Origin of the sequence: Arcobacter peruensis (assembly GCF_003711085.1) — a bacterium.
Taxonomy (GTDB): Bacteria; Campylobacterota; Campylobacteria; order Campylobacterales; family Arcobacteraceae; genus Poseidonibacter; species Poseidonibacter parvus.
This window is the reverse complement of the sequence record NZ_CP032363.1, coordinates 2633146-2654069: the sequence shown is the minus strand read 5'-3', so window position 1 is coordinate 2654069 and position 20924 is coordinate 2633146. Positions and strand designations below refer to the sequence as shown.

22 protein-coding genes are annotated in these 20924 nt (G+C 26.3%); 9 read left to right on the top strand and 13 right to left on the bottom strand.

The window, feature by feature from the left end:
• The 9 genes from dgt to D3Z07_RS13120 are packed head-to-tail and all read right to left on the bottom strand — an operon-like array spanning window position 1 to window position 13468.
• Window positions 1-1485, bottom strand: a complete 1485-nt coding sequence (dgt, locus tag D3Z07_RS13160; RefSeq protein ID WP_122894120.1) for a dGTPase — start codon at window positions 1483-1485, stop codon at window positions 1-3.
• Window positions 1478-2422, bottom strand: coding sequence for a hypothetical protein (locus D3Z07_RS13155; RefSeq protein WP_122894119.1), 945 nt, complete (start codon window positions 2420-2422; stop codon window positions 1478-1480). Before D3Z07_RS13155 ends, dgt begins: the two co-directional genes overlap by 8 nt.
• Entirely contained in the window at window positions 2419-3900 is a 1482-nt protein-coding gene (locus tag D3Z07_RS13150; protein ID WP_206423284.1) for a DUF2779 domain-containing protein, read from the bottom strand. Before D3Z07_RS13150 ends, D3Z07_RS13155 begins: the two co-directional genes overlap by 4 nt.
• A gap of 17 nt (window positions 3901-3917) precedes the next feature.
• Window positions 3918-4805: a DUF2971 domain-containing protein gene (locus tag D3Z07_RS13145; protein ID WP_122894117.1), complete on the bottom strand. Its 888-nt coding sequence runs from the start codon at window positions 4803-4805 to the stop codon at window positions 3918-3920.
• A gap of 12 nt (window positions 4806-4817) precedes the next feature.
• On the bottom strand, window positions 4818-5624 hold the full coding sequence (locus tag D3Z07_RS13140) for a potassium channel family protein (RefSeq protein ID WP_122894116.1): 807 nt from the start codon (window positions 5622-5624) through the stop codon (window positions 4818-4820).
• Window positions 5614-7431 (bottom strand): ATP-binding protein, encoded by a 1818-nt coding sequence (locus D3Z07_RS13135; RefSeq protein ID WP_122894115.1) that lies wholly within the window; start codon window positions 7429-7431, stop codon window positions 5614-5616. Before D3Z07_RS13135 ends, D3Z07_RS13140 begins: the two co-directional genes overlap by 11 nt.
• Before the next feature lies 1 nt (window position 7432).
• The gene (locus D3Z07_RS13130) at window positions 7433-8671 is read right to left on the bottom strand and encodes a hypothetical protein (RefSeq protein ID WP_122894114.1); all 1239 of its coding nucleotides are present in this window, start codon (window positions 8669-8671) and stop codon (window positions 7433-7435) included.
• A gap of 16 nt (window positions 8672-8687) precedes the next feature.
• Window positions 8688-12275: an AAA family ATPase gene (locus D3Z07_RS13125; protein ID WP_122894113.1), complete on the bottom strand. Its 3588-nt coding sequence runs from the start codon at window positions 12273-12275 to the stop codon at window positions 8688-8690.
• Complete coding sequence (locus tag D3Z07_RS13120) at window positions 12272-13468, bottom strand: exonuclease SbcCD subunit D C-terminal domain-containing protein (protein WP_122894112.1); 1197 nt, start codon at window positions 13466-13468, stop codon at window positions 12272-12274. The genes D3Z07_RS13125 and D3Z07_RS13120 overlap by 4 nt, the downstream gene beginning before the upstream one ends.
• A gap of 569 nt (window positions 13469-14037) precedes the next feature.
• Between D3Z07_RS13120 and D3Z07_RS14395 the strand changes: the two genes are divergently transcribed.
• From D3Z07_RS14395 to D3Z07_RS13105, 3 genes are all read left to right on the top strand, one after another.
• Window positions 14038-14193: a helix-turn-helix transcriptional regulator gene (locus D3Z07_RS14395; protein WP_228200556.1), complete on the top strand. Its 156-nt coding sequence runs from the start codon at window positions 14038-14040 to the stop codon at window positions 14191-14193.
• A gap of 122 nt (window positions 14194-14315) precedes the next feature.
• A complete protein-coding gene (locus D3Z07_RS13110; protein WP_122894111.1) occupies window positions 14316-14672 on the top strand; it encodes an ArsR family transcriptional regulator in 357 nt (118 codons plus the stop codon).
• The gene (locus D3Z07_RS13105) at window positions 14662-15423 is read left to right on the top strand and encodes a hypothetical protein (protein ID WP_122894110.1); all 762 of its coding nucleotides are present in this window, start codon (window positions 14662-14664) and stop codon (window positions 15421-15423) included. Before D3Z07_RS13110 ends, D3Z07_RS13105 begins: the two co-directional genes overlap by 11 nt.
• A gap of 123 nt (window positions 15424-15546) precedes the next feature.
• Here the strand turns inward: D3Z07_RS13105 and D3Z07_RS13100 are convergent, their stop codons facing one another.
• Window positions 15547-15825 carry a hypothetical protein gene (locus D3Z07_RS13100; RefSeq protein ID WP_076087981.1) on the bottom strand — a complete coding sequence of 93 codons (279 nt, stop codon included), beginning with the start codon at window positions 15823-15825 and terminating at the stop codon, window positions 15547-15549.
• 110 nt (window positions 15826-15935) lie between these two features.
• Here D3Z07_RS13100 and D3Z07_RS13095 point away from each other — a divergent pair, with 110 nt between their 5' ends.
• Window positions 15936-16283 (top strand): hypothetical protein, encoded by a 348-nt coding sequence (locus D3Z07_RS13095; RefSeq protein ID WP_076087983.1) that lies wholly within the window; start codon window positions 15936-15938, stop codon window positions 16281-16283.
• A 1-nt stretch (window position 16284) separates the two neighbouring features.
• Here the strand turns inward: D3Z07_RS13095 and D3Z07_RS13090 are convergent, their stop codons facing one another.
• From D3Z07_RS13090 to D3Z07_RS13080, 3 genes are read right to left on the bottom strand one after another with little or no spacing between them, the layout of a single operon-like run.
• Complete coding sequence (locus D3Z07_RS13090) at window positions 16285-16479, bottom strand: CPXCG motif-containing cysteine-rich protein (RefSeq protein WP_122894109.1); 195 nt, start codon at window positions 16477-16479, stop codon at window positions 16285-16287.
• A gap of 11 nt (window positions 16480-16490) precedes the next feature.
• Window positions 16491-16751 carry a hypothetical protein gene (locus tag D3Z07_RS13085; RefSeq protein ID WP_076087987.1) on the bottom strand — a complete coding sequence of 87 codons (261 nt, stop codon included), beginning with the start codon at window positions 16749-16751 and terminating at the stop codon, window positions 16491-16493.
• Window positions 16752-16772: 21 nt separating this feature from the next.
• A complete protein-coding gene (locus D3Z07_RS13080) occupies window positions 16773-17363 on the bottom strand; it encodes a ParA family protein (protein ID WP_076087990.1) in 591 nt (196 codons plus the stop codon).
• Between the two features lie 141 nt (window positions 17364-17504).
• On the opposite strand from D3Z07_RS13080, the gene D3Z07_RS13075 reads away from it, so the two are divergent.
• From D3Z07_RS13075 to D3Z07_RS13055, 5 genes are all read left to right on the top strand, one after another.
• On the top strand, window positions 17505-17960 hold the full coding sequence (locus tag D3Z07_RS13075) for an NUDIX hydrolase (RefSeq protein WP_322898852.1): 456 nt from the start codon (window positions 17505-17507) through the stop codon (window positions 17958-17960).
• Window positions 17961-18015: 55 nt separating this feature from the next.
• Window positions 18016-18321 carry a hypothetical protein gene (locus D3Z07_RS13070; RefSeq protein WP_076087994.1) on the top strand — a complete coding sequence of 102 codons (306 nt, stop codon included), beginning with the start codon at window positions 18016-18018 and terminating at the stop codon, window positions 18319-18321.
• 188 nt (window positions 18322-18509) lie between these two features.
• The gene (locus D3Z07_RS13065; RefSeq protein ID WP_076087996.1) at window positions 18510-19583 is read left to right on the top strand and encodes an Opr family porin; all 1074 of its coding nucleotides are present in this window, start codon (window positions 18510-18512) and stop codon (window positions 19581-19583) included.
• A 234-nt stretch (window positions 19584-19817) separates the two neighbouring features.
• Window positions 19818-20147 carry a DUF2325 domain-containing protein gene (locus tag D3Z07_RS13060; protein WP_122894108.1) on the top strand — a complete coding sequence of 110 codons (330 nt, stop codon included), beginning with the start codon at window positions 19818-19820 and terminating at the stop codon, window positions 20145-20147.
• Window positions 20147-20917: a hypothetical protein gene (locus D3Z07_RS13055; protein WP_122894107.1), complete on the top strand. Its 771-nt coding sequence runs from the start codon at window positions 20147-20149 to the stop codon at window positions 20915-20917. The genes D3Z07_RS13060 and D3Z07_RS13055 overlap by 1 nt, the downstream gene beginning before the upstream one ends.
• Window positions 20918-20924 lie beyond the last annotated feature (7 nt).

The window sequence follows — 20924 nt, the reverse complement described above, 5'->3', positions numbered from 1 at the left end:
TTATTTAATAGCAGAAAGTTCTTGATATTCTTTTATGGCATATTCATCAGTCATGCCACTAATAAAATCAAGTATAAGTCTAGCTCTATAATACCATTCTAAAATTCTATATTTAAATCCTTTTACTTCTTTTTTACTCAGATCTCGCAATGCATTATCATATGCATCTATATGTTTATTTGATAAACGATTAAATAATCTCGCGGAAATTGGTGTTTCGTTTTTTTGATTATTCAATAAAAGGTTGAATTCTTTATTTGAAAGTTCCAATAAAGGCTTATAACAATTTAGTAAACCTTTAATTGATGCATTTCCTTTTAGTTCTAAGATTTCTACTTCAGGATGTTTGAAAACATGTTTTACTGCAACTTTTTTAAGAACTTCTAAAATAACATCGAATTCACTATTGTTATCTTCTAATAAAGCTTTATTGTAAGTACCATTAAAAACCTTTTTATGATTTTCTAAAAAAACCTTAGCTGCATATTTAACTAAATAATTTACAATATCTGTTCTAAAATATATTATAAAATTATTAACCTGAGACCTATTTTTCTTTTTTGCCATTTCATATTTCTCTTTTGCAATACTTTTAAGAAACTCACCTTTTTCTCCATATTCATCTGCTTCCTTGATAATAGTTTCATACAATTTCTTTAAGGACATTATCCCTTTATCAACCGCGTCTTCTAAATCAGCAATTCCATATGAAATATCATCTGCTGCTTCCATTATATATGTTAAAGGAAATCTACACCCTTCTTTCATATCTAACTCAGTATATATTTCTTTAACATATTCTTCTTCACTATAATAAAAACCTGGTTTCTTTTTTAAGTAACTGAACTTTGAAGTTTTAATGGGTCTCTTCTCATATGCTGCACGTGTATATTTTAGTATTGAAGCAGTTTGTGAATATGTTAAGTTTAACCCTTGTAAAGAATGTGCAATTCTAATACCTTGTGCATTTCCTTCAAAACAACAAATATCTTTTTCAATCATCTTTTTAAATGACCTCATATTCTTAGATAAAAGAGAATCTTTTTTTATATTAAGTGCTTTATTAAAGCATTTCACACCTTTCTTTTGCATCCATTCATTTAATGCAAGTTCACCAAAATGGCCAAAAGGAGGGTTCCCAATATCATGCATTAGACTAGCCATTTCAGATGTTGAAGTAAAAGCATGTTCTAGTCCATCCAAATTATACTTTTTAAGTTTTTTCTTTTCTTTTAGTATTTTAATAATAGTTCTTGCTATGTGTCTTGAGACTTGTTGAACTTCTAGAGAATGTGTTAATCTACTTCTCACAGCTGCATTTATTTCTAGAGGAAAAACTTGTGTTTTTTGTTGAAGTCTTCTTACTGCTGGAGAATTTACAATTCTTCCTCTATTACTTTCTGTTGCTTCATTAATATCTACAGGGGTTACATCAATTCTTTCATATTTTCTTTTTATAGTAATTTTTTTTGTATAATCAATCATCTTTTACTTTATTCTCCGATACTTCAAATATATTTGGTAATGCCCCTAGTTCAACTAAATCTGCATATACACTTCCTAATGAAAACATAGCAATTAAAACTCCAAATCCAGTTAATAACATAGTTCTTTTAAAAGCTTTTTTATTTTGTTTTTCATTTTCTTCTACTCTTTCTTCTTTTCTTTGTCTGTATAATCTTTCTTCTTTTTCTTTCTCTTTTATTCTCTCTTCTTTTTCTTTCTCTCGAATATCAATTTCTATTAAATTTACTAAGTCTTCTACTTGGGATTTCATCTCTTTATGGTTTTCTTCAACCGAATAAATATCATGTAGAAAAGACCAAATAGTATGCATCTGTTGCTTTTTATAATTAACAGGATTGGAAAAAAAACAACTTAAATCAAAACTATATATCTCTTTCCTAAGAGTTAACATTTTATTAAAATTTTCATTTTTATATGAAGAAGAGACATCCATCATAAGCTTTTCAGTATATAGATTATAAGCTTGAGCCAATAAATATAATATATAAATTCTTTCAAACTTATCTATTTGTTCATCAAATTTTGCAATAAAAACAAAACCATTTTCTGAAAAGACAACTTTTATATCCTTATTATCATAACAATTAGACTCATTTATTTTTAAAGTATCAGAGTTTCTTAATAATTTACTTATCTCCATATTAGAAATATCTTTTTTATCCCCTGATATATGATAAGCAAAAAAATCTGCTTTTTTTGATTTAGATTCTAGTTCTTTAATTTCAAAAAAAATCTTTTTAAAATAATTTATATAACTCATCTTGATATCATCACTTTTATAATAATTAATTTCACTATTTACACTTTCATAAAGAAACTTATGATTTTTGGTAATTTTCTGCTTATCATATAACTCGCTTCCTCTAATCTCTTTAAAACCATAATATCTTATCAATTTATTTCCTTCAACTTTTCTAATATCTTCACCATCGCTAAAGTATCCAACTTACAATACTCTAAAAGTGAAGTTCTCATCCTCTTCTTCTCATCCTCTTCCATCTTAGTCATATTTGCAAATGCATTCATAGCTTGGCTTCCATTTTGTACGCCATCTAACTCTTCATATGTTTTTGCAAACTCTGGAACTAATGCAGGTAATACATACTTGATAGAATAACTTCCATTCATTGATGGTGTTACGTAGTATTTCTTTTGGAAAGGTATCATTAGGTCTTTCATATTTTCATTTATACTTAGAAGATGGATACTAAGCTCTGGGTATAAATCTGATAGTTTTTTTATAACACCTTTTTCAAAACTCATGTTATATGCTAATACTGTCACATCACTTGGCATATGCTCACGCAAACTTTTAGCTATATCCTCTCTTGGGTCTATACCATCTAGGGCTAAAAACTCTTTGTGTTCTAGTGTTCCATCTTCATACTCTATATGAAGTGAGTATTGGAATGGTATTTGTTGATATGGGCTAATACCTTTAAATTCAGGAATAGCTTGTTGGAATGTCTCAAAATCTAAATGATAGATAGGATAAGTCAAAGTATCTACAAACTCTTTGATTTTTTCTTTATTTATGAAAGTCTCTTTTGATTTGTAGTTTTCTACTGCTTGGGATTGATTTGTAGTCATAGCAAAGTTATCTGGTATATCTTCTATTTTTTTTATACCTTGAGAATATAACTCTACTTGCTTTTTACTTCCTAGATTAAAGATATTAAAAATAGAGTATTCAGGTATAGCTCTTTGAGTTTTCCAACAATAATCTTTTGCATCACATACGTATGGATTATGACAGTGTTTTCCTATATCAATATTTGGTTCATTTGTTTTATCTTCTAGTATAGTTCCAAACTCTTTTAGAATAGTAGGAATATTCTCTTGTAAGGCTAGAACTTCCTCACTAACATCTGCAATAGTAAAAAGCTCATCTAATTCTAAAGTATCACCTCTTACATAAGAGCTATTGATATGTACTACATTTGCCGATACTATTGAGAAACCTAGTTGTTCTAATACATAGTATTGAATAGAAGTATCATGTACATATATATCTTTTACACTTGATGAGCTTTTTACTTCGTATATAGATACTCTACCATCTTCATGTATTTCTAATACATCTACTAAGACTAAAATACCATTAAAATTAAAAGTAGCTTCATATATATATTTGATACCATCATCTATATATTTGGCTGTTTGTTTTATCATCTCATCAAAGTTTGTAGTATATGGTATTTCTATTCCATTTGGAAAAAGCTCGCAAGCTAAATCCCCTACTACATTTCCAGTCTCAAATCTAGCTAAGGCTGAATCATCTGGTGGAGTTAGCACAGATTTATTATACTTTTTTAGCCAAAGTGCTTTTGGGCATTGGATGCCTTTTGTGTATAGGGATTTAGATAGGTTCATATTAAATATCTCATTATTTATATTTTTTCTGTATTTACTTTATATATTTTATCATCTAGTTTCATTTGATAAACATCTATATCATTTTCTTTACATACTTTTATAAATTGTTCTTTATGCTCTTCTTTTATTTGACTACCTAAATAAATAGCTTTTGGTTTAGGAGTTGATACAGTTTTACTATCATATTCAGATTCAGTAATAACAAATCGCCACTCTTTTTCATATTCCCAATCTTCTGAGTTGTATAAAACTGAGTGTATTAATCTATTTGTATCCTTTGCTTCTTTATTAATTACATTATCTATATAAAAATCTGTAATATCAAATCGTTCATTACTATACTTAACTGGAAACAAATATTTTTTTAAATTTTCATTATCATTCATAGAACTTAAATCATATTCAATACAAAAACCTTGATGATTATTAGCATAATGTCCCCACATTAATAAGGATTTATGATTTTCTGAGAATGAGCTAATCTTTAATTTATTTCTGTATTTCTCATTAAAATCTTTTAAAATGAATGCTTTCATATCTTGTATATCTTTAATCAGATCCCTAAAAATATATTCAGCCTCTACAGAGCCTTCAATAAATTCTTCTACCCAATCCAAAAGATTTTGAATTGGGTTATCACTTGACAATATGTTTTCCTTAATAGAAGTTGACATTTCTTCTTCAGAAAAATCTTTTAGAATTTCCTGAACATTATTAAAACTAATAATATTTTGTATTTTCTCAGAATCATAGGTAATAGAACAATCGTATGGATCATTTAAATTTAATGGATTTGATAACCAAATTTGATTTTTAAAAAAATTGTCAGTGTGATTATTACTATTTAAATTACAATATTTAAATACTGATTTTGGATATTTTTTATCTTTTTTTATACGCATACTTTTTCCTCTTCATTTATTCAAATCATTTATTGCTCTAGAAACATAAACTGTAAAAGAGACAATAATCAAAGTAAAACCACATATAACTTCAATTATAGAGAGCAACTTTGTTAACCATAAATCTGGCTGAATATCACCATATCCCAAAGTAGTAATTGTAACACCACTAAAATATATTAAATCAATCATATTTAGATTACATAAATTAAAGGCACTTGATAATGAATCTATACAAAAATATAATATTGCAAATAATATAATTAATTCAATATAACTTATCATAGCTAAATGAATTCTCTTAAAATAAGGTATATTAGATGTAGGCTCTTTTATTTCTAAGTGAGTTCTAGCATCATTTATAAACGCATATGTAATTTCTATAATTCTAGATATTGACCATAGTAAAATAAAAACACATAAAGCATAAGCAATAAAATAAACAAAAATATTATCAACCGAATAAAAATACATTAATATATTTTTATCAACGTAAAGACTACCTAATAATAGAATAAGAGATATCAAAGAACTTGTAATTAGAGAATAACGCGTCATTTTTTCCATATAATTTAAAAAATTATCAGGATCATTCTCTTTGATGATTTCTGAGTAAAGGCGTGTTGGCATAAATAAATACCTAAAATATAAATATATTTTATTCCCTTCTCTTTTCTTAGTTATATTTAACATTGTAATTTGTGTACTTTTTCGTATATCAGAAAAGGTAAACATAAAAGATTGAATTTTAAGAAGAATAAAGAAAAATAAATCAATTGTTTGATTTAGAAAATTTAATAACAATTTTTTAACTTTCATTAGGTTTTTCCTTATTTATCAACTTGATTATTTCATCAAATGCCATACCCTTCCAGTCATTTTTCCATTCTGAATAAAAATCTATGTCTTCTGATCTAGGTGTTGGATCTGCATCTAGAACTTTTCCAATGGTAGGCGTTGCAATTGCATCACCTACTATTAAAGCTTCTCTCTTCTCTAGTGAAGATAATGCGTCACCATAACTCACTACGGCTTCTGGCAATAATCTTTTTACATAAGATTGATCGTCAGGGTTGTTTAATCTCATTACTACAAAGTTATTACATTGTGAAAATACAGTACTTGATATTTCAGATGGTCGTTGAGAAACAATCATCGATGACACTCCATATTTTCTACCTTCCTTTGCTATTCTCTCAACTGCAAGTCTAGTATTCCGATATCTTACTTCAGCATTTTTAGGTATGTACTTGTGAGCTTCTTCATAAACTAACATAAAGGGTGTTTCATTTTTACTACCCTCAGGTGCATTTTTACTTGAATAATATGCAAAATCAAATACTATTCTTGAAATAATAGAAACAACTATTGAAACAACCTCAAAAGGCAATGAGCTTAAATCAACTATCGTTATATTTTTATTTCCATCTATATAGCCTAAAAGTTGTTCTATTAAGACCTTTAAATCACTTGTTTCATATTCAGTTAAATCTTCTTTCTTAGAATGCAATATAAAATTTAATCTTTCATCATTCATTTTTGTTTCAAGACGAGATATAAATCTATTAAACTCACCATTAAAACCACCTTCTTTAGTAACCTTTGCTCCAAAAGTTGCATGCTTTCCATTTCCAGTAGATTGTTCAAAATCTATTGTCTTCCATAATTTTTGCTCATCAAATTCTTCATTGTTATTAATTGATGCAAAATACTGTTTTGAATCTTTTTCATATACAGTTAAATTATTTTTATTATATATAAAACTATATACTTCTTCTAAAGAGAAATACACTGGGCTATCGTAAGTTATTTGAATAGAAGGATTATATTTCCTTTTATTTTCAATAACAGCATATTTAAACTGAGAAACTTGATTATGTGAATTACTCTCATTACTTTCAACAAACATATCTTCTAATTCTTCAGAATTCATCAACCAATATGGCAACTTTAAACTATCGTGTTCTATAGAAAGAATATTTGATTTAGGAAATGCTTTTTCATATTCCCCATGAATATCAAAAATTAAGATATGTGTGTTGTTTAAGTGTTGGCTCGCTTTTAACTTTTTAGCTTCTTGAATAATTTTTGCAACTGTACATGATTTACCTGAACCAGTTGACCCTACTACTGCAATATGTTTTGAAAAAAACTTATCACCATCAACTTCAATCTTAATTTTTGGATTAACTAAATGCTCAGAAAAAATTAATCTAGCAGATTCATTAATTGTAAATATACTTTTGATTTCTTCATCACTAGCAATTGACACACCATTTGGAGGTATACTAATATTTTTAATACCCTTAATAAACTTAAAAGAATCATCAGCCTGTTTTTCTAATTGTCCAATTGGCTGTGTATTTATAATAAATGTACCAAAATAGTCATCTTCCCTTGAGGCCTGACCTTTTTCTTCCTCTTTAGGTTTCATTTTAAAACTTTGAACTAAAACCAGAATATTTTTTTCATTTCCATCTTCAATTTTTAAAAATGAGCCTATTTTAATATCATTATTTGTATTTTCTTCTTTCCATTTTTTAAAATTAACAATTTCTATTTGTACAGAGTGTGGTTCAAAACTTATTACTCTTAACTGGTTTGATTTATCTTGTTTTTCTGCCATATTATTCTCCTATAATTTCTATTATTTGTTCATTTGTTAAATTATTTAAATAAAATTGTTTTTCTGAAATGTGAGATAAAGATGAACTACTATCATCAAGAACAAATAATCCAATATTCGAATAATTCATTTGTGAAAATTTATTTATAAAAATATCTTGATGTAAAAATTTAAAATTAAAACTTACAATATCATATTTATTTCCATCCTTTGTCTTAATTAATATTTCATTATAAATATTGATATTAAAACTATAGTCTTCCAATCCATCATTTATTTTCATACATTCATTTTGTGATGTAATATATGAAAATATACTTCTTTTAAATTCTTTATATTCAGAAGGAGGACAATTAACAACAAAAGTTATAGGAAGATAATCCCATTTATTTCCTTTATAACAAAATTTTTTAGATAATTCAACAATTAATTGATTAACATAACCTCTCGAAATATTATTAATTTGAACAATGTGACTTACCCCATTTTTATTTATATTAAATGCTTTTTTTTGTTTTTTATAAAGCTTTTTTAACTCACTAAATCCTTTAATTCTGAAGATTAATGATGAAAATACAATTTTCCCATACGTATTTAGTTTTGAAATAAATTGTTCTTTTGTAATATCTCTTTGTCCATCTGGTTTAGTTGATAAATCACTAATAATTTTTATTGCATTAGATAAATATAGTATTTTTGATTCATCAGTTGGAATTGAAAAAGCATTTGTTAAGATACAGATTAATTCACTTTCCAAATCATCATATTTTTGTGTTAAAAACCAATCAAATTTTTCTATAAAAAGATTAACAAATTCTTCATTTTCAGCATAACTATGTTTTTTCGAATTTATGTCATAAATATTTTTTTCTTTATCAAAATGATCTGTTGAAGTTTTTAGTATTAAAATGTTAGTAATTCTTTCCTTTGTCAATTCAGGCATTTCTTTCTCATTTAAATAAATAAAAAGTTTATATTTATCATTTGAGCTTTGGTTATTTAAAAAATGATTGAACATTATACCTATAGGTTTAGCAACTCTAGAATTAATAAATTTTTGTTCTTCATGATATTTATATTGAATTAACTTTTTTTCAGTATCACTTTGTATATCAAAATCTTCATCACCTTCAACTGTACATACATCTGTTAAGTTAGCTTTTTCCATAATATCTTTAATAGTATGTAAAAATTGATATGTATAACCCTTTATCGATGCTTCTGCACTTCTATCACTCATGTTACAATCCTTCTATTTAATCTATTTCAACAAAACTCGTCCCATCACCTTTAGGAACAACTTTTATCTGCAATGGTATTCTTTCTTTTAAGGCTTCCACATGAGAAATTACACCTACCATTTTTCCACTACTTTGAAGTAGATTTAGAGCATTTAATGCTGTTTCTAAACTATCTTCATCCAATGTCCCAAACCCTTCATCTAAAAAAAGTGAATCTATAGCTATCTTTTGACTTGCTAACTCTGAGAGTCCAAGAGCAAGTGAAAGACTTACTATAAAACTCTCACCACCTGATAGAGTACTTACAGGTCTGATTACATCTCCTTGGAAACTATCAATTACTTTTATTTCTAGTAGTTGTTTTTGCTCACGGCTTCTTTGTAGTTCATATCTACTTGATAGTACACTCAAGTGATTGTTTGCTAGGCTTATTAGTTGGTCTAATGTGATACCTTGAGCAAATTTTGCAAACTTATTTCCATCGGCTGAACCTATCATTTCATTTAGTTTTATCCATACTTTGAAAGCTTCTTTTTTCTTTTCAAGTTGAAGTATCTTTTCTTGATGTTTTTGTCTATCTTGTTCATTTCTTTTTAAAGTTTGCGATACTGCACCAATATTTAGTTGTAATTCATCTATTTTTGATTGAAACTCTTGTAGTTCAGTATTTACTTCATCTATTGGTTTTATAGCTATGTCTTGTTTTTTATGCTCTTCTAAAGCTTTTGAAGTATTTGTTTTAAGAGTTTGGTATTCATTGTATTTATCTTCTATTGATTTACAAAGAGTTGATAATTCTTCTCTTTTTTCTTTTGATAGTATTGCTTTTTCAAAAGACTCAATTGATTCAAAGTTATTGTTTCTTAGTTCATTTTTTACTTTTGTTTTTAACTCTTCTAGTTCTTGTTTTGAAGAGATTAGTTTTTCTTTTAAAATTTGCTCTTGTTTATTTAACTCATCATCTTTTGTTTTTAAAGATGTTAATTCTTGGCTTACTTTTTGCTCTTTTTCTTGTACTTGTTTTATAGTATTGTTTACTTCTAATTCATAAGTATTTATATCTGCTACATTTAGAACTTTTATACTTTTTATTTTTAGTTCTTCTATGCTTGATATATATTCATCTTTGTTTTTAGTGTCTATTTTTAGCTCACTTTCAAGTGACGAAAGTTTTGTTTCATTTTCTTTTTTATTTATACTTATTTGACCTAATTTTGATTCATACTCTTTATTTTTTGATTGGTTTGTTTGGTATGTTGTTTTTCTGTTTTCTAGTGTTTTAAATTCTGCTGTGTACGTATCTATATCAAATGTAATATTGTATGATTTGTATTGATTTGATAACTGTTCCTTTAGAGAACTTATCTTTTCATTTGATTTTGATTCATCTTTAGACATTTGTTCTTTTGTAGAAATAGTTTGCGTTAATTCTTTTTCAATCTCTAAAAACTCTTTTTGTTTTGAAGAGAAGTTACTACTTGAAGTATCTCTTTGTTTAAGAAGCTTTTCTTTTTCTTCTCTTGTTTTTACTATTGATTTTAAACTATCATTTATTGATAGTAGTTCTTCTTCTAGATTTAGTTTTGTATTATCGTTTAACTCTACAGATTGAGTTTTAAATACTTCTAGTATTGTATCTTTTTGCTTTTTTAGCAACTCTGATTCTAAAGTTGATGATTGTATTTTTACTTCTGCTTTAGATAGATTTGAATTTAAGCTTTTTAGTTCTCTCTCTAATTTTTTAAGTTCATTATCCTTTTCATCTATTAAAGTACTTGTTTCATCTACTTTTGAAACCACATGACTTTCTACAAACGGATGTTCTTTTGAACCACATAAGAAACACTCTTCACCCTCTTCTAGTTTGGCTCTATCATCTGCATACTTTTTGATAAGTAGATCAGATTCTCTTTTTTCTCGTAGTGTGCTTATATGTTTGAGTAGTTCGTTCGCTAAAGATTGTTTTGTATTTATACTAGATGTTAGATGTTCTTGATCTTTTGTATTTAGCTCAAGTGATTGTTTTTCATCTTTAATCTTTTTGATTAAAGACTCATATTCTTTTAGAGAAGTTTGTAATGATTCTATTCTTTTTGAGTTAGCTCTTAACTCTTCTTCTTTTTTTGTATCATCTGAAGAGTTTGATTCAAGGGCTTTATACTCTTTTTCAATAGAGTCATATTTAGCTTTTAATTCTTTTGTTTCTAAAGCTAGTTTATCGTGTGTAGTTTTTTGTTTTAACTCTTTTTTATTTATAGATTCTTTATTTGAAAGTAGTTCTTTTAAAGTACTATTTTCATATTCTAACTCTTTAATATTCTTAGCTATTAAAGGAAGTGATTCTATTAAGCTTTCGTCTATTTTGTTTTCTTCTAAATACTCTTTTGCAGTATCTAGCTGTTTTTTAATAGTTTCAAATTCTTCTTTTATAAGAGTTTGTGTTTTTTGAAGTTTTAATAACTCTTCTTTTTTCGTAGATATTTTTACTTCTAAGTCTTTTAAGTTTTTTTGTTTTTCAAGTATTTGTGTTTGTAGTGTTCTTACTTCTTTTATCTTTTTTGACTCAAGTTCAAAAGTTTCTTTTGCTTTATTTGTTTCTTTTTGACTTAGTTCAAATTTAGATTGAGTTAATGATAATTTTTCTTTTAGTTCTTTTAAATCAGCTTCTAATTTAATATGAGTTGAGCTATCTTTTTTTATATCCAACTCTAAACTATTTTGTTGAGAATATATAGTTTCAATATTTAAAGCTTTGTTTGCAAGTTCTAGCTTTTGAAACTCTTCTTTATTATCTTCTTTTTCTTTTGAAGCTTTTGCAAATAACTCATTATAGTTTTTATCATCTGATTCTAGTTTAGTTAGCGTTTCAAGCCATGTTTTTATTTTTATTAGTTCATTCTCTTTTGTATCTAGTTCTAGTTTTTGTTTTTTGTTTTCTTCTAAAGCTTTTGTTTTTTCTTCTACGTCTTCTTTTTCTAGGAGTTGAGTATCATCTAGACTTTTTTTAGCATAGTCTATTTCAGATTTTGAAGCTGAATAAGTCTCATATATCTCTTTTGATATTTTTGCATAGATTTGAGTACCAGTCATTTTTTCTAAAAGAGTTGATCTTTCTTTTTCATCAGCTTTTAAAAAGGCATCAAATCCACCTTGAGCTAAAACCATTGATTGTATGAATCTATCAAAGTCTAAACCTGATAAGGACTCTATATATTTTGGCACTTCTCTAAGCTTAGATTCTAAAATTTCTTTAGTGTTAACATTAGAAACTTCCATTTTAGCTGTTTGGAAACTACCATCTGCTTTTTTATAAGCTCTTTTTTGCGTCCATGAAGAACGATATATAGTTCCTTTTATTTCAAATTCAACTTCACATAAAGATTCATAGGTATGACGAGACATTAATTCATTTGGAGGATTTTTTAGTCTTGGTGTTCTTCCATATAATGAACAAGTGATAATATCAAGTATTGTACTTTTACCTGCTCCAGTAGGACCAGTAATTGCAAATAAGGCATTGTCATTTAGAAATGTGGTGAAGTCTATCTCAAACTCACCTTTTAGTGAGTTGATATTTAATGATTTTACTTTTAGTATTTTCATTGAACTGACACCTTTTCATAAACTTTTTTGAAGTTTAGTGTTAGTTCTTCTACAAACTCTTTATCTTCTAATTCTTCTACATCAAGTCTTCTTGTAAATACATCAGAAGGGGTAAGTTCATCTAGGCTAGTTACCTTTAACTCTTTTGCTTCTAATTTCTTTTCAGTTCTATCTATTTTAATAGCTAAGATGATTAATTCATTCTCATCTGCGTACTCTCTTATCTCTTGATTTGCAGACATTGGATTGTCATCACTAAGATGTATTTCAATCCATGTTGATTTATCTTCAGGATTGTTTAGTGTTTTTAGTTTTTTTATTACTGATTCTAAATTACCTTTTAGAACTTCTAGTTTTCGATATAGAGGTATTTCTATTTCTTCTACATTTACTCTATCATCTTTGAACTCGACAATATTTATTTTCTTTTTCTGATTTGATTCTGAAAAACTAAGAGGGATAGGAGAACCACTATATCTCACATGATTACTTCCTACTGTTTGATTTATATGCAAATGACCAAGAGCTACATAATCAAAATACTTACCTAAAAAATCACTTCCTATATCTAGTGTTCCACCTATATAAATATCACGTTCACTTTCACTTGTTCTACTTCCTACAGTTGTAAGGTGTCCTGTAGCAATGATTGGAAGATTATCTTGTGAAGTAAGTTTTATAGCTTCTTCATATACATCAGTATAATGTTGTTTTATTCCAGTATTTAGTGATGATTCTTTTTCATTTGTTGTTTGACCACTTACAGCCTTTCTTACAATACTATCTCGTAAAAATGGAACAGCACAAACAACACCTTGAAGTTTGTCTTCTTTGTATATAAGTATTAGTTCATTTTCATCCTCATCTCCTGAAGTAATAACATGAACATTCATAAATTCAAGTAATTGTTTTGGAGCTTTTAGTGTAGAAATAGAATCATGATTTCCTGCAGTAATAATCACATATAAATTTGGTATTGAAAATAATTTTTTTAAAAAATTATAATAAAGTTCAAGTGCATAATTAGGTGGATTTCCAGTATCAAAAATATCACCTGCAACTATAAGTACATCAATATTTTCTTTTTTTATTATTTCATAAACCCAAGATAGAAAAGCTTTGTGTTCTTCTTCTCTGCTCTTTCCCATAAATTTTTGGCCTATATGCCAGTCTGATGTGTGTAAAACTTTCATTCATTCCTAAAACAAGCTTATGAGATTATTTATTCTATTAATTATTTAAATAAAATAAACTATGATATTGTTATTAATTAGTATACTCTTAAAATTATTAAAAAATTATAATAAATAATTTATATATGAACCTATTTAAAACTTTTTTTAATTTTCTAAACAAGCATTAATAAATCACATTGCCAAGTTTAGCAATTTAGTAATCCAATATTTTCAATATTTGTAAAATAAAAATGCCATGTTATTTTATAAGAACTCCTTTTTAAAAAATATAAATTCACTTACGGTAATTTAGTTAAAGTTTTAATTATAAAGTAAATTTTTGAATTAGGAGTATCGAATGGCTATATATGTTGCTTTTGGATTGATATTAATTATTATGTTTTTTGCTTTAGCATTTAATAAAGCTCTTGATAATATTGATAACAAAGACAAAAAAGATGACAAATAACTTTAAAATATTTTCATTATTAATACTTTATAATAATTCATCATACAAATAAAAATGGAATTTTTACAGATACTCAACATATTGAAAACTTTGCAGATTATACTTATGATTGAGAGAAATGAATAATTTTATAAGAATCACAGATGTAATGAAGAAAACAGGTATAGCAAAAAGTACTATATGGTTATGGATCAATGAGAATAAATTTCCAAAACCTATTAAATTAAGTCCAAGAATAACTGTCGGGAAGAAGATAAGGTTGTTCAATGGATGAATAGTTTACGACAGTAATGTTTTATATTTGACTTTTATTCACTAATGTTCTATAATAGAGTACAAATATATTCTATAGTAGAACATACGTTCTAAATAAGAGTATGTAATTAAGGAATATTTATGTTAGAAGTATTATTTGGAAGTAAAAATGCAGAAAGAGTATTGCAATATCTTTTGTCAAAAGAATCAGGATATATTAGAGAGATTGCACAATTTTATGAAGTTAGTCCATCTGTTATAAAAAAGCAATTAGATAAATTTGAACTTGCAAATATTATTGTAGGTAAAAATTTAGCCAATATTAGAATGTATGAGTTAAATAAAAGATATCCAATTTATGAAGAACTGGTAGCACTATTAAAAAAAGCTCGTACTACCTATTCAAATGAAGAACGAATTAAATTAGTTAGAAAAGAAAGAACAAGACCAAGAGCAAATAATAAACCTTTAATAATGAGAAATAAAAATGAAAAATAATCCATTAGATACGTTATTAACTTTAGAAGAAACAGCATCTTATGTATGTACTAAATTAAAAGATAAAAATATTGATGTTGTTTTATCGGGTGGTTCATGTATGGAAATATATACAAAATCTAACTTTTCGTCTTTGGACATAGATTTTATTCCAAATCCATCTGTTACTTCAAGACAAATTGAAGAAACAATGCTTGAACTTGGATTTGAAAAGACTGAATCAAGGTATTATAAATATCATAATAATCCAAACTATATTGAGTTTCCAACTGGTCCAGTTACACTAGGAAATGATTTAACAAAAGAATTTGCTCAATTAAAAACTCATGTTGGAACATTAACTCTACTTACTCCAACTGATTGTATAAAAGATAGATTATGTGCATTAGTTTATCATGGTGGAGAAGAGTGTTTTAATCATGCAATTGCAGTAGCGCATTTAAATATTATAGATAAAGAAGATCTTATTAATTGGGCAAAAAATGAAGATGATGAAATGATACATAAAGTAGCTATTCTTTTTGAAGATTTGAATACTTTAAATAAAAAAAATATTTCAAGTGAAGATATAATTAAATATCTTAATTCAAAAGCAAAAGACTTGTATCTTGATATTTATAAAGAAAGTGATTTTGAAGATTTAAAAGATGATTTATTAGATAATTATGTACTAAGACAAATTCTAGAAATAAAAAAAGATGATGAATATTATCCAAAAATGGATTCATTTTTTAGAAAACATATAAAATAAGATATCAATATATTTTATACTCAATTAAAAGTTTAGGGAACTTTTTAAGGGTCTTTTTATAAATAGTAATCTCAAAAGCCTTTATATTAACAAACTTAAATCTCCGGACACCCAATATACAATCTAATCTTTTAATTTCAACCTCAAATAAACTTTATACTTTAATTTATCTAATTTAATAGACAATTCTTCAATATCATTGGCTTCTAATATTTCTTGCATTTTCTTATAATTTCTTATTTTTTCATCAGTAATATCAACTATTAATAAATCTTTACTTGTAAAAGATTTACTATTAACAGTATCAATCATTTCTTGTATACTTTCTTTATTAACTTTTTTATATAACTTCCCATTTCTATGGTAAACTTTATCAAAATATCCTTGTTCTTCAAAGCTCATAATATTTATCCTCAAATTTAAACTATTAATATATTATCTAAAAATTTCTCATATTATAATCAAATCAATTTACAAATTATGATAAAATACAAAATAATTTAGGAGTAATAATGATAAATAAAACTAAAAAAGAGATATATGATTTTAGCTCAAATATTAAAACTAGTAAAAACAGTGATGAACTTTTAAACTATATCAATTATAGCTTTTATTCAAGTATCAAATTGCTAATAAGTATTTCAAAGGTATTTTCTATTTATTGGAAAGTAGTTTTACCTATAATTATCACAATTTCTATATTAACTCTATTGTCACTTGTTGAAAAGTTTCCTTCTATTTTAAGCACTGAAGTTTCTTTTGCTATTTTAGCTTTTTTAATAGCTTTTAAATTTTATTATATTTCTAGTTCAAAAAAATATTTTATTCATTGTATTGAAGAGATTAAAAAAACTTTCTAGACTAGTTTTCATTTCCTTCGATAATATTATAAGATAAGCTCGAAACTACACCGTCTTCGACGCTATAAGATATTTCAATTGGTCTGCAACAAACCTCACAATCATCAATTAATGTTGTGTATTCATAAACACCAGTATCAACCAAAACTGTAACAGCTTGTAAGCAATAAGGGCATTGTATATTCATTTCTTCCATGATTATTCCTTTTATTCGTTTATTTTTATAATATCATTTTTAATTAAAAGCATTTTTATAACACTTCCAACTGAACGATATTCTAAATTTGCATACTCTTCAAGCTGCTTTTTTTGACTTGGAGTTAGGGCTATTGTTAAAGATGCATTCGATTGTTCTTTTTTAACTTTACTTCCAAGAGGACGTCCTGCTTTTTGTTTTTGTAAATCTTTATGTGTAAAATTCTCTTTACTTTGTGTATTTTTTAAATTATCAAACTTTGCTCTTGCCATAATAACTCCTAATAAATTCTATTATTCTAAATACTCTTCTATTTTCTTTACAAAATCTTTCATAATTCCGCTTATTTTCCTGTATGTGTGTTTTCTTAAGCCTGAACTATTTGCAAATTCGATTATACTAACACCTTCATTTTCAACTGTTTGTAAAGCTCTTGTATGTGGTATTACGAAAAAATCAATCTCATCTTGTGTATTTTCTTTTATGAAACTTATTGATTCTTCAACATCTTTATCATTTAAAACTGCATTCACTACAAATAACACAGGTACATTTTGAGTTTTTACTCTGTTATAACTTTTTAGTGTAGTTCCAAGAGAATTAATAGTTGGGTTAAAGGGAATGATAATCAAATCAGCACTTTTAGATATCTCATCTAATCTTAAATCATCAAAACCACCAAAATCATAAATAACATCACCCTCTTTTATTTCAGGTACTTTTTCATTTAGTTCAACTTTATAAACAATATCATCACCTAATGTATCATTTAACATTCCATATGGATCTAATTCGATTATAGTTGTATCAAAATAAAGTGCTAATTGAGTTGCAAGCATTGACTTTCCAACTCCACCTTTTTGATTATATATAATTATTTGCATTTATATACCTTGTAATATAATATTTTATAGTATATTACAATTATTTCTCTTGTTTTTAATTTAAATAAAATTAATATATTTAGATATAATTTATTACAAGGTAATTAAATATATTAAATTATAAAATTGATATAATAATAAATATTTAAAAAAGGATATAAAATCGCAAATTTTGAATTAAAAACACCCTATTTAGCAGCAGATGGAATAATTAAGCTCTATAATACTAAAGAAGAATTTCAAGGAATAGTTTTAATACAAAGATTAAATGAACCAAAAGGAATAGCAATTCCTGGTGGCTTTGTAGATGTAGGTGAAAGTGTAGAAGATGCAGCAATACGAGAAATGAAAGAAGAAGTAACTTTAGATGTGAGTATTGAAAAACTTCAAGGTGTTTATTCAAACCCAAAAAGAGATAAAAGATTTCATTGCGCATCATGCGTTTTTGTATGTAAAGCTTATGGAACACCAAAAGCAGCTGATGATGCAAAAGAAGTTTATATCTATCCTATAAAAGATATTCCTTATGAAAAACTAGTTTTTGATCATGCAGAAATTTTAAGAGATTTTGTTAAGAACTTTAATACAAAAAAATAAGTGCTTTTTAAGCACATTATAATAAAATATGAAACTTTTAAAAAAGGATACAATATTGGAACCACAATATGAAAAAATCATAGTATTAGTTATAGTACTTTTAGCAGGTTTTGTAACTTGGAAAATGGTAAAAGATTTTTATATTACAAAAATGCATAAAGTAATTGCACACTTAATAGCAGTTGCAACTTCATCGTTTATGTTATTATCAACGATGTTTTTATTTATGCCAAAGAACTATCAAAGAGGAACAGGTCCAGAAGTAGAACTAAGCTTCATGTCTGTTATTACTGTATTCGTGATGGTTGCAGTACTTTATGTATTTTTCAAATACGCACCTCAAAGCACAAAAAAGAAATAGACTTTAAGTCTTTTCTTTTTTTAAATCACTAAATGATATCAATTATTATTAACTTTATTATTAATACTTGCAGATAAAATATAATGATAACTACAATCAATATAAGCTAACTTTTAACTTTCTTTCATTATTATTCCACACAAATAAATGACTTCTCCTAAGAATTCAAATATAAAAAGGAAAAATAAATGAAAAAACAATTAAGTATTATTACAAGCGCGGTAATTTTATCAACTAGTTTTGCATATGCAGAATCTGAAAATGTAAATGAAGCTTTCAAAAATGGAAGTGTATCAGGTGATTTATCAGCGTACACTCAACAAGTTGATGATGGAACATCTAAATCAGGATTTTCATCTGCAACATTTGGTTTAAATTATGAAACAGGTAGTGTAAATGGATTTTCTGCACAAGCTGGATTTAGAGCAAATCATGAATTATCAAGTAAAAATGATGGTGACTATAATGGTGAGTTTGCAAATAATGCATTAATGACATTAGCTAATATTAAATACTCAAATAATATTGCAACTATAATTGCAGGTAGACAAGAGATAGATTTAGAATGGATTGGTGATTACAATGATGCACTTTTAGCAAAACTAACACCAATGGATAACCTTGAAATAACAGCAGCTTTTGCAAGAAGACAAGCAGCGGCTGGTGTTGATGAAAGTACAGATTTTGAAAAAATCGGAGAAGATGGTGTATATTTAATTGATGCGAAATTTGAAGCATTAAAAGGTTTAGTACTAAACCCTTACTTTTATGAAGCAAAAGATGTAGCTTCTTACTATGGTTTAAAAGCTACTTTTGATAATGATATGTTTGGACTTACAGGACATTATGCACAGAGTAATGAAGACGATAATTCAATAAAAGATGCTTCTATTTATAATCTAGAAGCTAGAACATCAGTAGCAAATCTTGACTTAGCTCTTGGATATATTAAAACAGATGAAGATATTTCTTCAATTGCAACAGCTGGAGATAATATTGACCCTACGGAAGAAATTGGTGACTCTGTATATGCAACAGATTCAAAAACTATATATGCAAGTGCAGGATATACAATTGCAGATATTGAATTATCAGCAGGATATGCTCAAGCTAAATATTCAAATAATAAAGATAAAGAGTTTGTTGTTGGTGCAGGGTATAGTTTTGTAGAAAATTTATCTGCTGAAGTTTTATATGTTGATTATGAAATTGCAGATGTTGATCAATCAAAGGTTGCTGCAACACTTACATACGAATTTTAATAAATACTAATTAATTACATTCTAAAAGGGAAAAGGCTTTTGTCTTTTCCCTTTTTTTATATCTTTTTATTTAAATGATAATTACTATCAGTATTAATAAAAGATTAAGTTTTATTATATATAATACTAATAACAATTATCAATATAAGGATTGAATTATGAATGAATTAGTAATCAAAAATAAAAAAGACCTAGTGAAACCTACAGGTTGTACTTGTATGTGGGGAAAATAAAATGAGTGTATTAATTATAGGAGGAGATCAGATCTCTTCAATTTCAACAATGCTTAGAGGTCTTGGTGCCCAAACAATTAATCATTGGGATGCAAGAAAAAAGTCTTCAGCTCCAAAAAAGAAAGTACCACAAGATACTGACTGTATTTTAATGCTTACATCATTTTTAAATCATAATACAATGCTTAAATATAAAAATGAAGCTAAAAAGAAAAATATTCCTTTTATCTGTGCAAAAAGATCAGTTTCATGTGTATATGAAGAGTATGTAAAAATCATGGGAATTGAAAATTGTGATCAATGTTATGCCAATTGTAAAGGAAAGAAATAATGGACTTTACTAATTTCGTAGGATTTGATGGAAAAAAAGAGCTATTACCATGTGGCTTTGATACTTTTGATTCTGAAGTAAAATTAAGACAACTATTTTTACACCTTAGTAATTTTGTTTTAAATTCAATATGTCATTTTAATAAATATGAACAAAAAAACTTTGCAAAAATTCCTTTAAAGAATGCATTTGAATCAAAAATTAAAAGCTTATTACCTTTACACAAGTTAAATAAATTAAATAACTTTGATAAAAATAGAAAATTCAATCTTTGTTCAAGTTCAACAAGAATCATAAATAACTATTACAATCCAAAAACAAGTCAAAGATTAATAGTAAATAGTAAAAAGCTAATACCAGCAGCAAAGTTAATATCACACTGTTTTATAAACAATAAGATGCAGTTATTAATGGATAAAAATCTTTTATTTCATGAATTTGTTCTTGAAAAACTAAGAAAACTACATAAAGACAAAGAAGTTTTAGACTTAGGTGATTCAATTTCAATAAAACAAAAAGATGTTTGTGCACTTAAAATATATACATCATGGAAAAATATTCAAAGAAAAGATCCAAATATTGAAAAAGAAGTTAATCATGCAATAAACGTTATAAAAGAAGGAGATTACAATCAAGTATATTTAATTTATCCAAAAGATAATGATTTTACTAGACATATACCAGTTTATGTAGAAGAATTAAAATATAAAACATATCAAATAAAAGCAATACCTTATTCTTTAAGGTCAATTATAAGAAAAAATATATAGGAGTTAA

Excerpts from the sequence above, each read along its gene's own strand:
- dgt (WP_122894120.1), bottom strand. The coding sequence starts at position 1,485 with ATGATTGATTATACAAAAAAAATTACTATAAAAAGAAAATATGAAAGA.
- D3Z07_RS13150 (WP_206423284.1), bottom strand. The coding sequence starts at position 3,900 with ATGAACCTATCTAAATCCCTATACACAAAAGGCATCCAATGCCCAAAA.
- D3Z07_RS13145 (WP_122894117.1), bottom strand. The coding sequence starts at position 4,805 with ATGCGTATAAAAAAAGATAAAAAATATCCAAAATCAGTATTTAAATAT.
- D3Z07_RS13140 (WP_122894116.1), bottom strand. The coding sequence starts at position 5,624 with ATGAAAGTTAAAAAATTGTTATTAAATTTTCTAAATCAAACAATTGAT.
- D3Z07_RS13135 (WP_122894115.1), bottom strand. The coding sequence starts at position 7,431 with ATGGCAGAAAAACAAGATAAATCAAACCAGTTAAGAGTAATAAGTTTT.
- D3Z07_RS13130 (WP_122894114.1), bottom strand. The coding sequence starts at position 8,671 with ATGAGTGATAGAAGTGCAGAAGCATCGATAAAGGGTTATACATATCAA.
- D3Z07_RS13125 (WP_122894113.1), bottom strand. The coding sequence starts at position 12,275 with ATGAAAATACTAAAAGTAAAATCATTAAATATCAACTCACTAAAAGGT.
- D3Z07_RS13120 (WP_122894112.1), bottom strand. The coding sequence starts at position 13,468 with ATGAAAGTTTTACACACATCAGACTGGCATATAGGCCAAAAATTTATG.
- D3Z07_RS14395 (WP_228200556.1), top strand. The coding sequence starts at position 14,038 with ATGAATAATTTTATAAGAATCACAGATGTAATGAAGAAAACAGGTATA.
- D3Z07_RS13110 (WP_122894111.1), top strand. The coding sequence starts at position 14,316 with ATGTTAGAAGTATTATTTGGAAGTAAAAATGCAGAAAGAGTATTGCAA.
- D3Z07_RS13105 (WP_122894110.1), top strand. The coding sequence starts at position 14,662 with ATGAAAAATAATCCATTAGATACGTTATTAACTTTAGAAGAAACAGCA.
- D3Z07_RS13100 (WP_076087981.1), bottom strand. The coding sequence starts at position 15,825 with ATGAGCTTTGAAGAACAAGGATATTTTGATAAAGTTTACCATAGAAAT.
- D3Z07_RS13095 (WP_076087983.1), top strand. The coding sequence starts at position 15,936 with ATGATAAATAAAACTAAAAAAGAGATATATGATTTTAGCTCAAATATT.
- D3Z07_RS13090 (WP_122894109.1), bottom strand. The coding sequence starts at position 16,479 with ATGGAAGAAATGAATATACAATGCCCTTATTGCTTACAAGCTGTTACA.
- D3Z07_RS13085 (WP_076087987.1), bottom strand. The coding sequence starts at position 16,751 with ATGGCAAGAGCAAAGTTTGATAATTTAAAAAATACACAAAGTAAAGAG.
- D3Z07_RS13080 (WP_076087990.1), bottom strand. The coding sequence starts at position 17,363 with ATGCAAATAATTATATATAATCAAAAAGGTGGAGTTGGAAAGTCAATG.
- D3Z07_RS13065 (WP_076087996.1), top strand. The coding sequence starts at position 18,510 with ATGAAAAAACAATTAAGTATTATTACAAGCGCGGTAATTTTATCAACT.
- D3Z07_RS13060 (WP_122894108.1), top strand. The coding sequence starts at position 19,818 with ATGAGTGTATTAATTATAGGAGGAGATCAGATCTCTTCAATTTCAACA.
- D3Z07_RS13055 (WP_122894107.1), top strand. The coding sequence starts at position 20,147 with ATGGACTTTACTAATTTCGTAGGATTTGATGGAAAAAAAGAGCTATTA.